The sequence below is a fragment of the Chitinibacter bivalviorum genome, from assembly GCF_013403565.1.
GTDB lineage: Bacteria > Pseudomonadota > Gammaproteobacteria > Burkholderiales > Chitinibacteraceae > Chitinibacter > Chitinibacter bivalviorum.
In genome coordinates this window covers 1,177,536-1,194,141 of sequence record NZ_CP058627.1, presented here as the reverse complement: position 1 = coordinate 1,194,141, position 16,606 = coordinate 1,177,536, and the positions used below count along the sequence as shown (strand labels likewise).

Annotated in this window: 16 protein-coding genes and 2 tRNA genes; 8 read left to right on the top strand and 10 right to left on the bottom strand. The window is 50.6% G+C overall.

The genetic code is table 11. The annotated features are described in order from the left end of the window. Position 1: 1 nt before the first annotated feature. The 6 genes from HQ393_RS05625 to HQ393_RS05600 form a co-directional block, all read right to left on the bottom strand. A complete protein-coding gene (locus tag HQ393_RS05625; RefSeq protein WP_179357856.1) occupies positions 2–2,041 on the bottom strand; it encodes a SpoIIE family protein phosphatase in 2,040 nt (679 codons plus the stop codon). Positions 2,042–2,043: 2 nt separating this feature from the next. Continuing rightward, the gene (locus HQ393_RS05620) at positions 2,044–2,589 is read right to left on the bottom strand and encodes a heme NO-binding domain-containing protein (protein WP_179357855.1); all 546 of its coding nucleotides are present in this window, start codon (positions 2,587–2,589) and stop codon (positions 2,044–2,046) included. A 9-nt stretch (positions 2,590–2,598) separates the two neighbouring features. Then, positions 2,599–3,528, bottom strand: a complete 930-nt coding sequence (locus HQ393_RS05615; protein WP_218871310.1) for an SLBB domain-containing protein — start codon at positions 3,526–3,528, stop codon at positions 2,599–2,601. A 49-nt stretch (positions 3,529–3,577) separates the two neighbouring features. Next, positions 3,578–5,092 (bottom strand): lipopolysaccharide biosynthesis protein, encoded by a 1,515-nt coding sequence (locus tag HQ393_RS05610; protein ID WP_179357853.1) that lies wholly within the window; start codon positions 5,090–5,092, stop codon positions 3,578–3,580. A 181-nt stretch (positions 5,093–5,273) separates the two neighbouring features. After that, a tRNA-Thr gene (locus tag HQ393_RS05605) sits at positions 5,274–5,349 on the bottom strand. A 52-nt stretch (positions 5,350–5,401) separates the two neighbouring features. Then, positions 5,402–6,424 carry a CDP-6-deoxy-delta-3,4-glucoseen reductase gene (locus HQ393_RS05600; protein ID WP_179357852.1) on the bottom strand — a complete coding sequence of 341 codons (1,023 nt, stop codon included), beginning with the start codon at positions 6,422–6,424 and terminating at the stop codon, positions 5,402–5,404. A 19-nt stretch (positions 6,425–6,443) separates the two neighbouring features. Between HQ393_RS05600 and HQ393_RS05595 the strand changes: the two genes are divergently transcribed. Beyond that, the gene (locus HQ393_RS05595) at positions 6,444–7,385 is read left to right on the top strand and encodes an NAD-dependent epimerase/dehydratase family protein (protein ID WP_246307963.1); all 942 of its coding nucleotides are present in this window, start codon (positions 6,444–6,446) and stop codon (positions 7,383–7,385) included. Positions 7,386–7,558: 173 nt separating this feature from the next. Here the strand turns inward: HQ393_RS05595 and def are convergent, their stop codons facing one another. Continuing rightward, entirely contained in the window at positions 7,559–8,089 is a 531-nt protein-coding gene (def, locus tag HQ393_RS05590) for a peptide deformylase (protein ID WP_179357850.1), read from the bottom strand. A gap of 81 nt (positions 8,090–8,170) precedes the next feature. Here def and HQ393_RS05585 point away from each other — a divergent pair, with 81 nt between their 5' ends. From HQ393_RS05585 to HQ393_RS05570, 4 genes are all read left to right on the top strand, one after another. Further along, complete coding sequence (locus HQ393_RS05585) at positions 8,171–8,554, top strand: hypothetical protein (RefSeq protein ID WP_179357849.1); 384 nt, start codon at positions 8,171–8,173, stop codon at positions 8,552–8,554. Positions 8,555–8,736: 182 nt separating this feature from the next. After that, positions 8,737–8,955 carry a hypothetical protein gene (locus HQ393_RS05580; RefSeq protein WP_179357848.1) on the top strand — a complete coding sequence of 73 codons (219 nt, stop codon included), beginning with the start codon at positions 8,737–8,739 and terminating at the stop codon, positions 8,953–8,955. A gap of 64 nt (positions 8,956–9,019) precedes the next feature. Continuing rightward, entirely contained in the window at positions 9,020–10,174 is a 1,155-nt protein-coding gene (locus HQ393_RS05575; RefSeq protein WP_179357847.1) for a GNAT family N-acetyltransferase, read from the top strand. Between the two features lie 118 nt (positions 10,175–10,292). Continuing rightward, positions 10,293–10,376 (top strand) — tRNA-Leu (locus HQ393_RS05570). 115 nt (positions 10,377–10,491) lie between these two features. Here HQ393_RS05570 and gntU read toward each other — a convergent pair. The 3 genes from gntU to HQ393_RS05555 all read right to left on the bottom strand — a co-directional run bounded on the left by gntU (position 10,492) and on the right by HQ393_RS05555 (position 13,586). Then, the gene (gene gntU / locus HQ393_RS05565) at positions 10,492–11,829 is read right to left on the bottom strand and encodes a gluconate transporter (RefSeq protein ID WP_179357846.1); all 1,338 of its coding nucleotides are present in this window, start codon (positions 11,827–11,829) and stop codon (positions 10,492–10,494) included. Positions 11,830–11,833: 4 nt separating this feature from the next. Further along, positions 11,834–12,349: a gluconokinase gene (gntK, locus tag HQ393_RS05560; RefSeq protein WP_179357845.1), complete on the bottom strand. Its 516-nt coding sequence runs from the start codon at positions 12,347–12,349 to the stop codon at positions 11,834–11,836. A gap of 235 nt (positions 12,350–12,584) precedes the next feature. Next, complete coding sequence (locus tag HQ393_RS05555; protein WP_179357844.1) at positions 12,585–13,586, bottom strand: substrate-binding domain-containing protein; 1,002 nt, start codon at positions 13,584–13,586, stop codon at positions 12,585–12,587. 294 nt (positions 13,587–13,880) lie between these two features. On the opposite strand from HQ393_RS05555, the gene HQ393_RS05550 reads away from it, so the two are divergent. From HQ393_RS05550 to ccmB, 3 genes are all read left to right on the top strand, one after another. Continuing rightward, positions 13,881–15,086, top strand: a complete 1,206-nt coding sequence (locus tag HQ393_RS05550; protein WP_179357843.1) for an NnrS family protein — start codon at positions 13,881–13,883, stop codon at positions 15,084–15,086. A 213-nt stretch (positions 15,087–15,299) separates the two neighbouring features. Next, positions 15,300–15,920, top strand: a complete 621-nt coding sequence (gene ccmA, locus HQ393_RS05545; protein ID WP_179357842.1) for a cytochrome c biogenesis heme-transporting ATPase CcmA — start codon at positions 15,300–15,302, stop codon at positions 15,918–15,920. Next, positions 15,917–16,591: a heme exporter protein CcmB gene (gene ccmB / locus HQ393_RS05540; protein WP_246307962.1), complete on the top strand. Its 675-nt coding sequence runs from the start codon at positions 15,917–15,919 to the stop codon at positions 16,589–16,591. Before ccmA ends, ccmB begins: the two co-directional genes overlap by 4 nt. Positions 16,592–16,606: the final 15 nt, after the last annotated feature.

Genomic DNA, 16,606 nt, shown 5'->3' with positions numbered 1-16,606 from the left:
TTCATTTATAGATGTTGGGTATTGACACTGCTGCGGTATTTTCTTTTTTAATATGCAGCCGAATGCGATTAACGTCTTCCGCTGGCGTGCTGTAGTGCACGTCATCAACGCATTGGCGAATGATGTAAAGACCAAAACCACCTTCACGACCGCCACTAAAATCTGGCATGGGTACCAAAGTTGGGTCAAAAGCTTGCCCAACATAATAAAAATCAATGAGAAGCTGGTCTGTATGCTCAATGATATGCACGACAAATGGGGTGTCAGCCAGCGTGATGGCCACGTGACGAATGATATTGGTGGCTACCTCGACTGCGGCCAATTCGATGGCGGCTAATTGAGGCTCGCTCAGCTTAATTTGCTCCCTCAACCAGTGCCGCAATGGGCTTAATACACTCATTTTGCGCATAAACTCTCGGCTACTCGGTAATGTCGTGTCATGACGATAAATACCAATAGCGGTGAAATCGTCTGAGCGACGATGTGAAGATTCATGCGCGTCAACAAGCTGACGCAATCGTTGCAAAATGATCGCAGGTGGGATGTGTGCCGCTTTGAGTTGTTGTACTAGCTGTATAACAGGCTCAACACCCAGTAATTCAAAATGCGCATTACGCGCTTCGCTGACTCCATCAGAAAACAACAACAAAAAATCGCCAGGATAAAACGGGACATCGATCGCTGAATATTGCTCTTTGTCGTCAACGCCAAGGGGTAAATAATCGCCAGTTAATGAAAGAATATTTCCGTCTTTGGTAAAGATGAGGCCTTCTGGGTGACCTGCATTGATATAGCGAATGCGATTTAGCGCCAATTCAACCCGCGCAAAAATCAAGGTTACAAAAGACTCCAGGCGCTGTAACTCGGGTGTGACGCGAGTGTGGACACGATTGATAATTTGATCGGTGTCGGGCGGTTGTCCAAGACTTGCGCCCAATAACTCAGCCATGGTGCGGTTATATTGGCTTTTTAAGGCTGCGCCGATCATCGCCGCCACGACGCCTTTACCCATCACGTCACCAGTAAACACATCCAAACATTGATCGCCGAGGGTGAAGAAATCGAAAAAATCACCATCGATGCCCTGCGATGGCTGTGTAAATGCCGAAATTTCAAGGCCCCTTAGGCTCAATGGCGTACCAAACAACAGCGATTGTTGAATGTCGTGCCCCAGTTGGAGCTCTCGTTCGCGTGCCGCGGCGAGGGCAATCTGCTGCGCTTTACGCTCACTGATATCACGAATAATGCCAGTGAAATGCAGCTCAGTGCTGACTTGTAAACTACTTAATGATATTTCAGCCGGAAATTCTTCGAGATTGCGTCGCCGTGCCATGACTTCTCGTCGACGATTAAAATTGGGCGTAAAAACGCGTTCAGCCGCTGTTTCCATGTGGGCTTGGTGGGCGGCCGTATAGTCTGCTGCGGTTAACAGCGAAACATTTTGCCCATGCACTTCGTATTCTTCCCAGCCAAACATGATTTGCGCCGCAGGATTGAAGCTTTCGATATTGCCGTTGGCATCCGTCGTGATAATTGCGTCGGGGGCTGTTTTTAAAATGTTGTGGAGTAGGGCGCGTTGTTTTTGAAATTGAGCGGCAATGTCGCGGCTTTCGTGCAGGGAGTTTTTCAAGTCTTGAATAACCTGCAATAAATCGGTACTCGCATCATGAATGGCAAAATCATTCAGTGATAAACCAAATTTAGGTAATTGCGCTGGATCATTGAGCCATGGTGAGCCTAGAAATAGCAGTGTGTCGGTCAGTTCATCAAATAACAGTTGGCCGCGAAATAATAGCCCATTACTCAGCGCACGAAAAACATACAAGGTGCGCGATTGTATTTCTGAAGGGGTGCTCCACACCTGTTCGATGGCGGTGCTGGGGCGCACTTGACTCAGAACTTCGTTCCAATTTTGTCCAATAGCAATATTTGGAATGGTACGAGGCAAAGTGACGCCATAAGAATGAATTGTTAGGGCGCGGTCGAGTCGAAAATAAAAAGGGAAAGCGCTTGCCGGTAGCTGTAATAACTCGCTGGACATGCTTAGCCCCATTCCACCAAAAACTCATCAAAATCACTTTGTGTTTGACGTGCTTGGGTTTGCACCACCGTCACTGTTGTTTCAAATAATTCCCCAACGCCTTTGAGTAGGCCAATTACAAAAGGCGCTAGACCTGGGCGGTGCGAGTAATATTTTACGATTACTTTATGATTGCCTTCGGGCATACATAAAAACTCTGGAGGCTGTAGATTGGGGTAAATCAGGAATATTCGCGCATGAAAATTGGGCAAGTTAACCAAGAAATCTTGCAAATTGTCGCCGCCTGCTTTGAGTAAATGGCCGTAGCTGCGTTGCCCTGTTTCCATGACCCAGTAACGGCCAAATTGCTCTAGCAGCTGCTCGGCTGGTAAATCGGTAATGGCGGATGTTGCTCCAACGAGGGCGTAAGTGGTCGCGTCAGGGTAGGCTTCACTCGATAAAAATATTTCATCTGCCATGCCGATGTGATGCAATATTTGTTGCCAGCTACTCTCACCATACTTGGCGCAAACCATTTCCTGCAGTGTTTTATTGACGACGCCGTACATATTGCCTCCTTAGAGCGCGCTCAATCCTAAAGTTAGTATGGACAATCCCGGGATCAGTTGCCGAATAACATAACCCGCTTCGGCTACACCACTTTTGGGTACAAAAACCACGTCGCCTTCTTCGAGGGCGAAATTCACCATTCTGTCGCGGTTGAGCAAAGTGTGCAGCGGCGTACTTTCATTGGCTTGCTTGCTGGGGCGGTAGATGGCGATTTTCTCGGGTGCTGCGTCGTCATTGGGTCCGCCCGCCTGCGACAGCGCATCCATTAAGGACATATCCGGTGTAAGGCGATAAGCGCCAGGCTTATGAACTGCGCCCAATACATACACCAAAGTGTCAAATGAGTCGGGGATATAAACCAGATCATTAGGTTTGAGACGGATGTTGTAGGCCAGCTCACCTCGGTTGAGTAGCTTTTTCAAATCGACCCAAATAATGCGGTCACGGCCACGAAAGACGGCTACCCTCGTTAGCGTCGCTTGCTTGTCGATCACAGGTAATGACCCCGCGCGCGCTAATGCTTCGAGCAGGGTGGGGGGCTTGTCAAATTGTTGCACGCCTGGGTTTTGTACCCGACCTAGTACCGTGACTCTATTGCCAGTATATTGATCAACGCCAACAAAAACGGCGGGTTTACGGATATACGGGGTGAGGGCTGTACCGATTTGTTGCGCGGCGGTTTCACGGGTTTCACCATTGAGTTTCATGGTGCCCGCTAGTGGTATGGTCAAGCGCCCATCCGGGCCGAGCAATTGTTTGCCAGATAATTCGGGTCGATTCCACACCGTGATTTGCAGCGTATCGCCTTCCGCGAGACGATAAACCATGTCTCCGCCACGCTCGAGCTCGGCCAAAGCTTCGGGGCTGGCATAATCGATTTGTTCCGATTTCTGGGCTGGCTGGAACGCGCTAGTGTTGCTGGGGATATTGTCTGGCATATGACTGCAGCCCAAACAGCAACAGCACAACAGCAGGCAAAAAATGGATTTAAGCATGGCTCACCTCGTGTTTGAAAAGCTTGGCGGCTAGGTTGGAGAGCCAAGTTTTTTCGTGAGGTTTTAGGATGATCAACCAGCTTAAGCCAGCAAGCAGCAGGGTGAATAGACTGCTCATTTGCAGTAGCTCCAGTAGGGCCATATGGCGATTATTAATGAGGTGCCAAGGCCATAACAAAACCAGAGAATATGCGGCGCTGTAGCAAAGCCCAAGTGGGAATAGGGCTTGCTTGAAAATCTGCCCAGATGACATCGACAGTCGGTGGCTGGCTAGGAATAAATAACACAGCGCCGAACAAGCGCTTCCGATCGCAAATAGCGCAATAAAATGGGCAAGGCTGGTACTGAGATAAAAAACCAAGCCTAGCGCGATAGCACGTAAGCCGTGATAAACAAACTCAAGCCTTAACTGACCTTGACCGCGTAAAGCGCTAGAGGCACAACCCGTCAGCGTATGCAAATGCCAAGCGGGTGTAACCCAGAGCAACGTTTGCACAATTAGGTGAGATTCTGGGCGCAGGCCCAGCCAAGCTAAGCTAATCGCTGGAGCGCAAGCGACCAGTAGGGGCATAATGAATAGTAAAGAAAACACCGATAGTCGTAAGGCTTTGGGGTAAAACTCGGCCAACTGTGCTTCATTCATGCAGGCTGAGCGGGGTAACACCACCAAACTAATGCCTGATGAAATCGAAATCGCGGTCGCAGGTAATTTACTGCCCAAATCGAGTATCGCAGTCGATGCGCTGCCAAAGCTGATCCCCGCCAAGATACGGTCGGCCGAATGCAAAATCATGGCCAAGCCATCGCTGAGTTGGCTTTTGAGGCCAAAGTGAAGAAAAGGCTTGAGATATAGTTGATTGATATGGCGAGGGTGCATCTTCAATTCGGGCCAGATGCTCTTTACTCGCCACCAAGCGCAGCAAATTGAGAAGATATAGCGCAATAAAAACCCACCAAGCAGCGCGGTCATGCCCAAGCCCAGATACAGCATGCTGGCAATAATGACCCATTCGAGCATAAAACTCGCAACCCAAATTCGCTGCTGTTCATTGACCCGATTTAAGCCGTGCAGCACATAGCCCCACGCCCCGAGTGTTAAATCGGCGAGAAAAACCAAGGTCGTCACGCCAATGAGGAGCGTGGCTAATTGATACAAAGCGGGTGAGACGGCAAATGATTTCAAGATCCAAGGCGTGCAAAGACTCAGACCAAGGCAAAATCCGCCACCCAAAAATAACGCTAGAGCAACGCCTGTGCTGAGCATTCCGCTTGCATATAAAGCATCTTGTCGCTCGTAGGCACGCGCAATTTCACGCACATACACCGTAGCCAGGCCGGATACCGATAAACCCAAATAACCAACCAAAACAAAAGCAATCGACCAGAGACCATATTCTGGTAGGCCCACCTGTGTTAAAACCATTGGGGGTATGGCAAGGCGGCTCAACAAATACAATACCTTGGCAAGAATACTCTCAAGTGCCGCGCGATGAAAACCAGTGTGCATGATGTACTCCTCCGAGGCTTAAGCTCATTAAAGTGCATCTGAGGAGGCGAATGGTGGCGAGATTGTGAAACGTACCCGCTAGGCAGCGGCAACTGTGGCCAAAAATGTAACCAAAAAATGATGTTTTGGGGTAGGAACGAAAAAAAGGGTTCCAGCTAAAAAGCTGGAACCCTTATATTCTTGGTGCCGACGGCAGGAATCGAACTCGCGACCCCCTGATTACAAGTCAGGTGCTCTACCAACTGAGCTACATCGGCTAAGAGATGCGCATTCTACACCATTTTTTGAAATGCGCAAGCATTGGGTCGTTTATTTTAAGTCTTTACTGCTAAAAAAAGCGTCTGAAAAGAATTCTTCTTCGGGTAGTCCGCGGCTTACAAAGTGTTTGAAGGCCGCTTCGACCATCACGGGGGCGCCGCAGGCGTAGACTTGGTAATGTTTTAGACTACTAAAATCCGCCATTACCGCTTCATGAACGAGGCCAGTTCGGCCTTGCCATTGATCTTGCACTTTCGGTTCAGAGAGCACCGGTATAAAGCTGATATTGGGGTGTTGTTGCTGCCATTGCGATGGAATGTGTGGCAGGTATAGATCTTCAAGCGAGCGACATCCCCAATAGAGCACGATTTCTCGCTGAATATTGTTTTTCAGAGCGTGCTCGACAATGCCTTTGATCGGGGCAAAGCCGGTGCCTGTCGCGAGCAGGATAATCGGTTTGTCACTGTCTTCGCGCAAGAAAAATGAGCCGAGCGGGCCGGTGAAGCGGAATATTTCGCGCTCTTTCATGGTTTCCCATACGTAGCCTGAAAACTCGCCGCCCGGGACATGACGAATATGCAGCTCGATAAATCCTTCCTGATGTGGGGCATTGGCGATGGAGAAGCTGCGTTTTTTGCCGGTTTTAGTGTGAATATCGATATATTGACCCGCCAAAAAGGCTAGCTTCTCGGTCGACGGCAGTTTGAGGGTCAAAATCGCGACATCGTGCGAAACCTTGTCGATTTTTTCGATGCGCGTGGGCAGCGTTTTGATTTGAATGTCTTTGGTGGCAGCGATTTCGCGGCATTCGATGCTGACGCTGTCGCTGATGGGTTTGGCGCAGCAAAAAAGCGCCATGCCTTTTTCCATTTCGGCGTGCGTCAGCGCGGTTTCCGAGTGATCGCCATGGCTAACCTCACCTTGCAAAACTTTGCCCTTGCATGCGCCGCATGAGCCGTTTTTGCAGCCATAAGGCATGTTAAAGCCTTCGCGCATGGCGGCATCCAGCAGGGTTTCGTCGTCAAAGACACTCAGTTGCTGACCTGAAGGTTCGATGATAAGTTGCTTGCTCATTCTTTTGGATTTCCGGCTTGTGCGAAAAAAACGCTTGTTAATTATTGGTTGTGGCGATGTTGTGCAGCGGGCTTTGCCTTGGTTGACGCAACGCTTTACGGTGTATGCCACTGTACGCAGTGCAGAGAAAGCAATTCAGTTGCTTACCCTGGGGGTGCATCCTATTATTGCCGATCTCGATCAGCGTGGTAGTTTGAAGAGGATTGCGGGCATCGCAGATTACCTCATTCACAGCGCGCCGCCCGGCGAGGGGCAGGGTGATGCACGAACTAAAAAACTACTTGCTGCCATTTCAAGGCCAAGAGGTGCTCAACAGCATCGCGCAATTTTATCACAGCCTCCGCGTCGCGCCGTCTACATCAGTACTAGTGGCATTTATGGAGATCACCAAGGCGTGTGGATTGATGAAACCAGCCCGCAGTGCGCGACGACCGCACGCGCTTTGCGGCGGATTTCGGCTGAAAGGCAATTGCGCCATTGGAGTATTAGCCAGTCTCTACAAGCGTCAGCCACGCAAATTAGCATTGTGCGTGCGCCGGGGATTTATGCGCTAGATCGCCTGCCCACTGCGCGCATCGAGCGTGGCGACCCGGGGCTGATTGTCACGGAAGACAGTGTTAGCAATCATATCCACGCGGATGATTTGGCTCGCGCAGTGTGCTTGGCGCTGTTTCGCGGTTTGCCGCAGCGCGCTTATAACATCGTCGATGATGAGCCACACGCTATGAGTACCTGGTTTGATCAAGTAGCCGACTTTACGGGTCTGCCGCGAGTGGGCCGAATTAGTCGAGCTCAGGCACAGCAACAGCTCTCGCCCGTGATGCTGTCTTACTTAAATGAATCGCGCCAAATTGCCAATCAGCGTGCGAAGCGTGAATTGCGCTGGCGTCTGCGATACCCGACTACTGATGTATTCTTTTTACAAAATAAAGGGATGTATATCGCTACAACTAAGTATTAATAAGCTATGTAGTGCGATACATCGTCGTTTGATTGATGGGATTGAATGATCTTGGCGCTTGCTCGTTTAATCACGGTGCATTGATCTGTGAAAACAAGGCCAACAAATCAGTGATGCAGAATTGTTCCCTGGTGCTATTGAGGCGAGGGAACATTACTCTAAACGAGTGAGGCTTAATCCGCAGAGGCTAAATTAGGAAACATTACTTCGGTATAGCCAAAACGTGACATGTCACGTATGCGTTGCGGATACAATATACCCCATAAATGATCGCACTCATGTTGCACCACGCGTGCATGAAACCCTTCCACAGTTCGATCGATGACTTGGCCAAATTGATCAAAGCCTTGATAGCGGATTTTCGCTGCGCGCGCTACTTCGCCGCGTAGCCCTGGCACTGATAAACAACCTTCCCAGCCTAGCTCTTCCTGATCGTCCAGCACGGTAATGACAGGGTTGATCAATATCGTTTGCGGTACCGCTTTGGCATCTGGATAACGCTCGCTGTGGCTAAAGCCGAATACGACGACCTGTAGATCGACGCCAATTTGAGGTGCGGCAATGCCGACGCCGCCCGTTGCGGCCATGGTGTCAAATAAATCGGTGATCAGTTGGTGTAATTGCGGCTGATCAAATTCAGTAACTTTTTGAGCTTGTCGCAATAGTCGTTCATCACCCATTTTTAAGACGCTACAAATTGCCATGCCTAATCCTTGCTCCGCGATTCGATGAAAGCCGCTAATATTGCGGCTTGGAAATAGTACCTCGAATTGGAAGCCTAGGATATGTACGCAGGATACGACCCGCAAGATGATATGGATGAAGCAAGCCAGTTGGCGTGGCAGTTTTACCTTGCGGTGGCCGAGTTGGCACTAGGGCATTTGCAAACTTTTCCGGCCGGTACAATCGCCATTGCCGATCAAGGTGAGGACGCTTATTGGGTCTGGCAGCGTGATGGGCAAAACTACCTCGCCTGGGCACCGATAGCTGATGAAATGGTGTGTTTTGATGCGGCCATTTTGGTGCTGGAAATGGTGGGTTTGGGGGCAGAGGAAATCAATTATCGGCGTGAAAACCTAAGTGGCTGGCTACAGTCGCCAGTGCAGACTACGCTGAAGTGGCAACGTAGCCAATTGCAGCAGGCAATTCGCTCATATGCAGGCAATTAGTCACATTACTTACAGCTGATCTTGACGGTATATGCTTGCAGGTAATTTTTCATAAGGCATCTGTTTGCATACTGCCATTGGGTATGTATTTTTCCGCTAAACGGGCTTGATTTTGTAAGCTTTTGCCGCCATCTTTATGTTGTAAGCTTAATGTGTCGCAACCAGGAGCAAATCAAACTACTATGGCCACCGCCTTACCTCATCCTGAAAGTCTATTTATTAGCGCTGCAGAGCGTGAAGCAGCTCAAACAAAACCAGAAGTTGCCAAAGCCGCGCCTACGATAGGCGATAAAATTCAGCGCTTAAAGAAAAAACGCGAATTAGCCACTGATTTGCAGGCCATGATCGCGCAAAGTGGTCTGACCATTGATGAGCTGCGCGAAGCCTTGCGCGGGCAATAAATTCGCAACAGCAAATAAAGCCCCTCGATGCTAAGGTAGCGACTTATCCAAAATGAGCGGCCTTATGTCATCCCTTGCTGATTATTCGCTTTCCATCCTGCGCAGCGCAGACGAAATGGATCAAGCCAGTTGGTCGCAATTGGCTGTAGCGGGCGACCCCTTTTTGAGTCGGGCATTTTTGGGTTTGGCAGAAAGTACGGGCGCAGCCAGTGCTCGACTGGGTTGGCAAGCCATGCATCTGGCGCTGCGCGATTCGCAAAATAGCATTGCCGCATTTTTGCCTTTGTATTTACGTCACCATTCCTTTGGCGATTTTTCTCGTGATTGGCAATGGGCGCAAGCCTGGCAAGCCGCAGGGCTCAATTACTACCCCAAGCTCGTCTCCGCGGTCCCCTTTACCCCGTCGCCAGGGTCGCGCTGTGTTTTATCTCAATCGGCCAGTCCCCACTTACGTTCTCAACTTATCGCTTCCTGTATTGAATTGGCCACTGAGCTAGAGGTTTCATCTTGGCAATGCCTGTTTGTGCCGCAGCACGAGCGACATGTTTTGTTGGATGCAGGTTTGCTGCTGCGTAAAGGGGTGCAATTTCATTGGTTAAATCGGCAGTATCGTGATTTCGATGATTATCTGGCGACCTTTACCGCCGATAAGCGCAAGAAGCTAAAGCGTGAACGGCGCTATGTGAGTGATGCGCAATTGCGTCTGGAAACATGGCATGGTCACGAAGTTCAATCTCAATATTGGCCGGCCATTTATCGCCAATATAGCAATACCTTTCGCCGCTACGGCAACCATCCCGCTTTTTCTCGGGCGTTTTTCCAGCAAATCGCTGCACAATTGGGCGAGCAAATGGTGATCTTTGCCGCGCTAGCGGGGGAGGAGTTGGTCGCTTCGGCGATTTGTTATCGCAATGATACAACCCTATTTGGGCGTCATTGGGGGGCTGATATTGACTGCCCAGGCCTACATTTCGAGTTGTGTTATTACCAGGGGATTGAATACGGCATAGCGCACGGGCTGCAACGATTTGAGCCCGGCGCACAGGGGGAGCACAAACTCGCGCGTGGATTTGAGCCTGTAGAGACCTGGTCGGCGTATTGGATCGCTCATGACGGCATGCGCGATAGCGTGGCGCGTTATTTTGCGCAAGAAGAGCAGTCCACTGACGAATATCAACTTGCAATGGCCAGTCATTTACCATTTAAGCTGAGTACGTAGTCAGATAATTAGGTTTGAAAAAATATTAGGAAATTCAAAGTGGTATCAGATTTGTTCGCGTAGTGGCTTGCCAAGACGCGTAAGTTCATGAATAATGCGGCCTCTAAACCAGTTACCTGCCCAGGTGGCGAAATGGTAGACGCAGGGGACTCAAAATCCCCCGCCGCAAGGTGTGTCGGTTCGAGTCCGACCCTGGGCACCAAATGCTAAAAGCCGTTAGACTTAAAAATCTAACGGCTTTTTCTATTTCTTGCTGCCGCAAATGAAAAAGCCGCCAAAATATTGGCGGCTTTTTTGCTTTAAGCACGATGAATCGATTAAAGAACACTAAAAGCAATCATTCCCACTGTCGCACCTGTTGTGCCGAGGATGGTTTCCATGGCGCTCCAGGTTTTGAGTGTTTGCGCTTCATTGGCACCAGTGAATTTCCCGAATAACCAAAAGCCCGAATCATTCACATGGCTCAGTACGATAGAGCCGCCAGCGATACAAATCGACAGCGCGGCTAATTGCGCCCCTGAATAACCTGCAAGCTCAATGACTGGCAATACCAAGCCAACGGTCGTGAGGCAGGCTACGGTGGCTGAGCCTTGAATCACCCGCACCGCTGCAGCCAATACAAAACAAGCCAGTGCGATCGGCAGACCTGCACCGATCAGCGCATTGCCCAACGCAGGGCCAACGCCCGAATCCACTAATACTTGCTTAAATACGCCACCCGCACCGGTAACGAGCAAAATAATCCCCGCTGGTTGCAAAGCAGTGCTGCAGATTTCCATGACTTTGTCGCTACTCATGCCGCGACGTAATGCCAGGCCGTAGATTGCCAATAAGCAGGCGAGCAAGATTGCCGTGAAAGGGTGGCCGATTAATTGTAACCAAGGATAAATGCTGCTTTCTGGGCTCACAAAGCGCGCCACAATGGTTTTTAAGCCTACTAAGAGTAGCGGAAACAATACCAAGCTGATGCTAAAGCCAAAAGAGGGCATCTGGCCTTTGCCCAGCGTTGGCTCGCTAACATCGGCGGGCAGCGATAGTGTCACGTATTTGCTAATGAAGTTGCCGTAAATCGGCCCTGCCAGCAACATGCCCGGAATCGCCGCAGCCAAGCCCAGCACAATCATCCAGCCAAAGTCCGCTTTCATTTGCGAAGCCAGCAACATGGCGGTCGGGCCAGGCAGTAAAAAAGCAGCCGAAGCGGCGACGCCAGCAAATAGTGGAATAGCCAGCTTAATTACATTGCCGCCAGTGCGGCGGGCAACTGCAAATACCACGCCGATCAGTAAGACAATGGCGACGTCAAAAAACAGCGGCAAGGTACAGATTAAGCCCGCGATCCCCAATGCGTAGTTGGCGCGACTATGGCCAAATTTCTCAAGCAATTTCACCGCAATTTGATCCAGTGCGCCGGTTTCATGCAAGATTTTGCCAAACATCGCGCCTAGCGCCACCACAATGGCCAGAAACCCAAGCGTGCCCCCCATACCTTTTTGCATGGTGTCGGCAATTTTGTCGACCGGCATGCCCGAGAATATCCCTGCGCCAATTGATACCAGCATCAGTGCGACGAAGGCGTGCAGGCGCGCTTTCATGACCAGAAATAAGAGCAACAGGACCGAGCCAACTGCCGTGAAAATGAGGTTGAACGTTTCCATCGCCTTACTCCTGCGTCAAAATAATGGCTTTCGCACTGCCGACTACTTCAGCGAGTGCTGGCGCGATGTCGATGTAATGCACGTCGGTTTCATCCGCTGCTGGGCGCTCTAGCGTGGCAAATTGTGAATCCAACATGCCTGCTTTTTGAAAGTGCCCTTGGCGTTGGCGAATGCGTTCGGCAATCAGCTCGTACTCACCATCGAGAAATAAAAACTCCAAATTTGGGTTGCCTGCTCTCAGGCGATCGCGATAAGCCTTTTTGAGCGCAGAGCAAACGATTAGCGAAACAGGATTAGTACGTTGCATTGCAAAGGCAGCATCATTGAGCGCTGCAAGCCACGGCGCGCGATCGTCGTCGTTGAGCGGCTGGCCGGATGCCATTTTGGCAATATTGGCACGTGGATGTAGAAAATCACCATCGAGTAGTGCGGCGTTCAGTTCGTGAGCGAGCTGGGTAGCAAGCGCTGATTTGCCGCAGCCCGACACCCCCATCAGTACGTAGATCTTTGCTTTGTTCATAGTTCGACTCCGTTAATGTACAAATTGTTATGCGTAACATGTTATGGGTAACATTTTGCCTGCATCGTCTTTGTAGTGGCAATCGATTTCGCTACATATTTGATTAAAATCAGAATAGGGATACTACTTACAAGGCGGGTTGAGTTTTGTTTTACAGGGTATGTGAATGAGGATATTTATTTGAATGGATTGGAGCGATATACATTGCAGGGTATAAGGGGCTATTAAGGTGTATTTAAATGCTGCCACCCAAAAAGAGCTCAAAACCCAGATCTTGCACCGGATTGGTAAATTGCTCGCCATTGATACGAGCAATCAAGCGCTCGGCAGCGCAGCGCCCAATGGCATGGCGTGGCGTCACAATACTGGCCAGTTGTGGCTGCAGTGCCAAGCCAATATCGAGGTGATTTACGCCCGCGATGCTGATGTCGTCGGGAACGCGCAGCCCTTGCGCTTGGGCAGCCAATAAAGCGCCAGCCGCAATGTCATCGTTCGTGCAGAAAATACCGTCGAGTTGTGGGATTTGTTGCTGAGCTTGCGCAAGCAATTGCCCGCCGAGGCTAAAGGTTGACGACACATTGGTGTGAATGACTTTGCACTCTAGCCCCGCAGCATTCATTGCTTGCCGATACCCGATCTCACGCATCTGGGTGCGTTGATCTAAACGCGCTGCCAGATACACGATGTGGCGCTTGCCACGTTGGATCATGGTATTGACCATCGCTGCCGCCGCAGCCGTGTGATCGAGTCCGACCGCTTGATCGATGGGCGAGGCAGGTAAATCCATCATTTCTACGACGGGAATATCGGCGGCCGCCAGCATTTTTAGCGTGCGCTCGGTGTGTTGCGACTCCGATAGCATCAAGCCATCAATATGAAATGACAATAACTGCGCTACTTGCTGTGCTTCGCGTTCGGCGTCGTAGCCATAATGCCCGTACAGCACATGGTAGCCAGCAGGGACGGTAATCTCTTCAATTCCCTGCGCAACAGCAGAGAACACCTGATTGGACATCGATGGTAGCAAAACGCCAATCGCTCGGCTGCGATCATTGGCCAGCATTTCAGGTACTCGGCTTGGTACATAGCCCAGCTGGCTCATGACTTTGGCAATGCGTATTGCAGTTGCGGGTGCAACCAGCTCGGGCGCGCGTAAATAACGACTAATCGTCATTTTGGACGTGCCGACGAGATCGGCTACATCCTGCATAGTCGGGCGGCGAGTTTTTTCGTTCATGCAGTGGCCATTTCAAAAGTGGGCGGTGAGTAGTTCATGCTGCCTGGGTGTATCGTCAATGTTTCTACAAGGGCAAATGCCGAGAATCAAGAAGTATATCAATCAGCCTGTGGCTTGGCTGTAGCGAAATCAAATGAGGCTGAATCAAGCAAAAAGACGACTCGACGGTGAGCGGATGCTGCGGCCTACCTCTTAATGGTCGGGCTGAGCCTCGTTTTTAGCTGATCTTGCACAAGTTTTGGCGCTGTTTGGCTGGATAATATAGGTAGATGAATTGTCTGTTGGGGATTAAAAATGTCAGCACAGCCCGCCGTATATTTACGCACTCTCACTTCTGCCCCGCACCGGCTGGGATTTTTGGCGGGTTCAATATTATTGCTGCTTAGTTTTTTATTTTGGGGGGTCGAAATCGCCGCTCGCGGCTGGTTGAATATTCAGGCTGAAATCCCTGCGATGTTTTGGCATGGATATGTAATGACTTATGCGTTTTTTCCGCTCTTTATGCTGGGCTTTATTTATACGGCAGGTCCGCGCTGGTTAAACGTTCAAAGTCCAACTCTGAAGCAGTACGCTCCGGTATTGCTGGTCTATGCATGCGGCGGTGTAGCGTGCTTGGCAGGAAGGTGGTTTTCGGGATTAATGATTTTTGGCATCGCATTGCATTTTCTAGCTTGGTTGCTGGCCATTAGTCTGTGGTGGCTCGCGATTAGTCGCAGTAAGGTATTGGATAAGCAGCATGCTATTGCGGTTGGATTGGCATTTTGCATGGGCAGCGTAGGGATGGGCGCCGCATTGTACTGGATCGCTACCGCACAAATCGGCGCTTGGGCGTGGGCGATTAATATCGGTATTTGGGGTTTTCTGTTGCCGGTGTTTTTGGTGGTTTCCCATCGCATGATTCCGTTTTTTTCTGGCAATGCCATTGCACCATATAGCCCGTGGCGGCCGATGGGTTTGCTGTATACCATGGGGGGCTTATTGCTTGTACGTATTGTAATAAAAGGCTTTCAAGTGAATACCCTTGCTGTGGATGCATTGCTGGCTGCAGGTTTGATGTATACCAGCTGGCGCTGGCAGTTGTTGCGATCGTTTCAGGTGAAGTTGCTTGCCATGTTGCATGCGGCGTTTTTCTGGGCCGGGATTGCGCTGGCTTTGTTTACCATTGGTGATGTGTTGCAGATGTTTGATCTGCCCTCGCTAGGTTTTGCCCCTCTGCATGCACTCACGCTGGGTTTCTTTTGCACCATGTTACTGGGCTTTGTGACTCGGGTGACGCTGGGGCATTCGGGGCGTCCTTTGATGGCTGGTGGAGTGGCTTGGGTTGCCTATTGGGCAATGCATGGTGTGGCGCTGGCACGAGTATTGGGGGAAATGATTCCTGTATGGCAAAGTGGTTTGTATCTGCTTGCGGCGCTGTCGGCGATTGTGGCGTTGCTCTCTTGGGGGAAAGTCTATATGCCGATGTATTGGCAGGCGCGAATAGACGGGCAAAAGGGATAGGCAAAGAGCAATATCACGGAGCTTGGCAATGGCGCGATTATGGTTGTTCGATCTTTATATTTGCGTATTTCGAAATGCGAGAAAAACATCAATGCTTACATCTGTTGTAGATAGGATTACCTCGGAAGGGGTATCCGTTAATCCCCAACTGAATTTAAGCTGAGCAAGGTACACTTGCATTTCCGCAAAATCACCATCTATTGCTAGGATTTTATGCTGCAAGTGCAGGGCCTGACCGCGGAGCGGGGAGGGCGACAACTCTTTACTGAGCTGACTTTTGCCTTAAATGCGGGCGAGTGCTTGCATGTGCAGGGGCCAAATGGTGTAGGTAAAACCACCCTGCTTAAAGCCTTGGCCGGATTGACCAACACTCACTGCGGCGTGGTGTCTTGGCAGGGGAAAAGTCAGTCCGATTGGGGCGATGATTTTGCTGCGAACCTGCATTACCTGGGGCACCGCGATGCTTTGAAAGACACCCTAAGCCCGCTGGAAAATTTGCTAACGCTTGCGCGTTTGCAAGGGGTGGGTTTGTCGGAAAATGCGGCGCTGCAAGCCTTGTTGAAAGTTGGTTTGGCCGCGTGCATTGATTTGCCTGTACGGCAATTATCGCAAGGCCAAAAACGCCGCGCCGCTTTGGCACGATTTTTGGCATTGCCGCGACCATTGTGGATTATGGATGAGCCCTTGGTCGCACTCGATATTGCTGCGCAGGCGGAGCTGGGGCAATGGCTGGCGGAACATTTGTCTGGTGGGGGTATTGCTTTGCTAACCTCGCATCAAGAGATTCCCGAGCTGATACCCGCACCACGTATTTTATTGCTGGAGGCGATGTGAGTGTGATTCGCTTCTTTGGCAGCATCGTCGTACGCGATTTATTGCTAGCTTGGCGTCAACGCGGCGATGTGCTGGTTGGGCTGATGTTTTTTGTGCTGGTTGCGACTTTATTTCCCTTGGCGATTGGCCCTGAGCCCGCTTGGTTATTGCGAATTGGCCCAGGCGTTTTGTGGGTGGCGGCTTTGCTGGCCAATTTGCTGGCTTTGCCGCGACTTTTTCAAAGCGATTGGCAAGATGGCTCGCTCGAGCAGCTACTGTTAAACCCGTTTCCAGTCAGCGTCATGGTCGCAGGCAAATTTGCCGCGCACTGGTTGGCCAGTAGTGTGCCGCTGGCTTTGGCTGCGCCGCTACTCGGGATTCAATATGGTTTGCCCAGTGCGCAATGGCTGATGTTGCTCGCCAGTTTGTTGCTGGGTACGCCGATTATTACCACATTGGGTGGCGTTGGTGCTGCGCTCACTTTGGGTTTGCGCCAGGGTGAAGTGTTGCTGGCTTTGCTCGTTTTGCCATTGCTTGCGCCCGTGTTGATTTTTGGTAGTGGTGCGGTGGCCGCAGTGGCGGCGGGGCAATCAGGAATGGCAGAGTTGTCATTGTTGGCTGCGATGATGTGCGCATCCGTGTTTTGTTCGCCTTGGCTGGCAGCGCGTGCTTTGCGCTTGGCCATTGAGTAATTTGGGATATTAGGT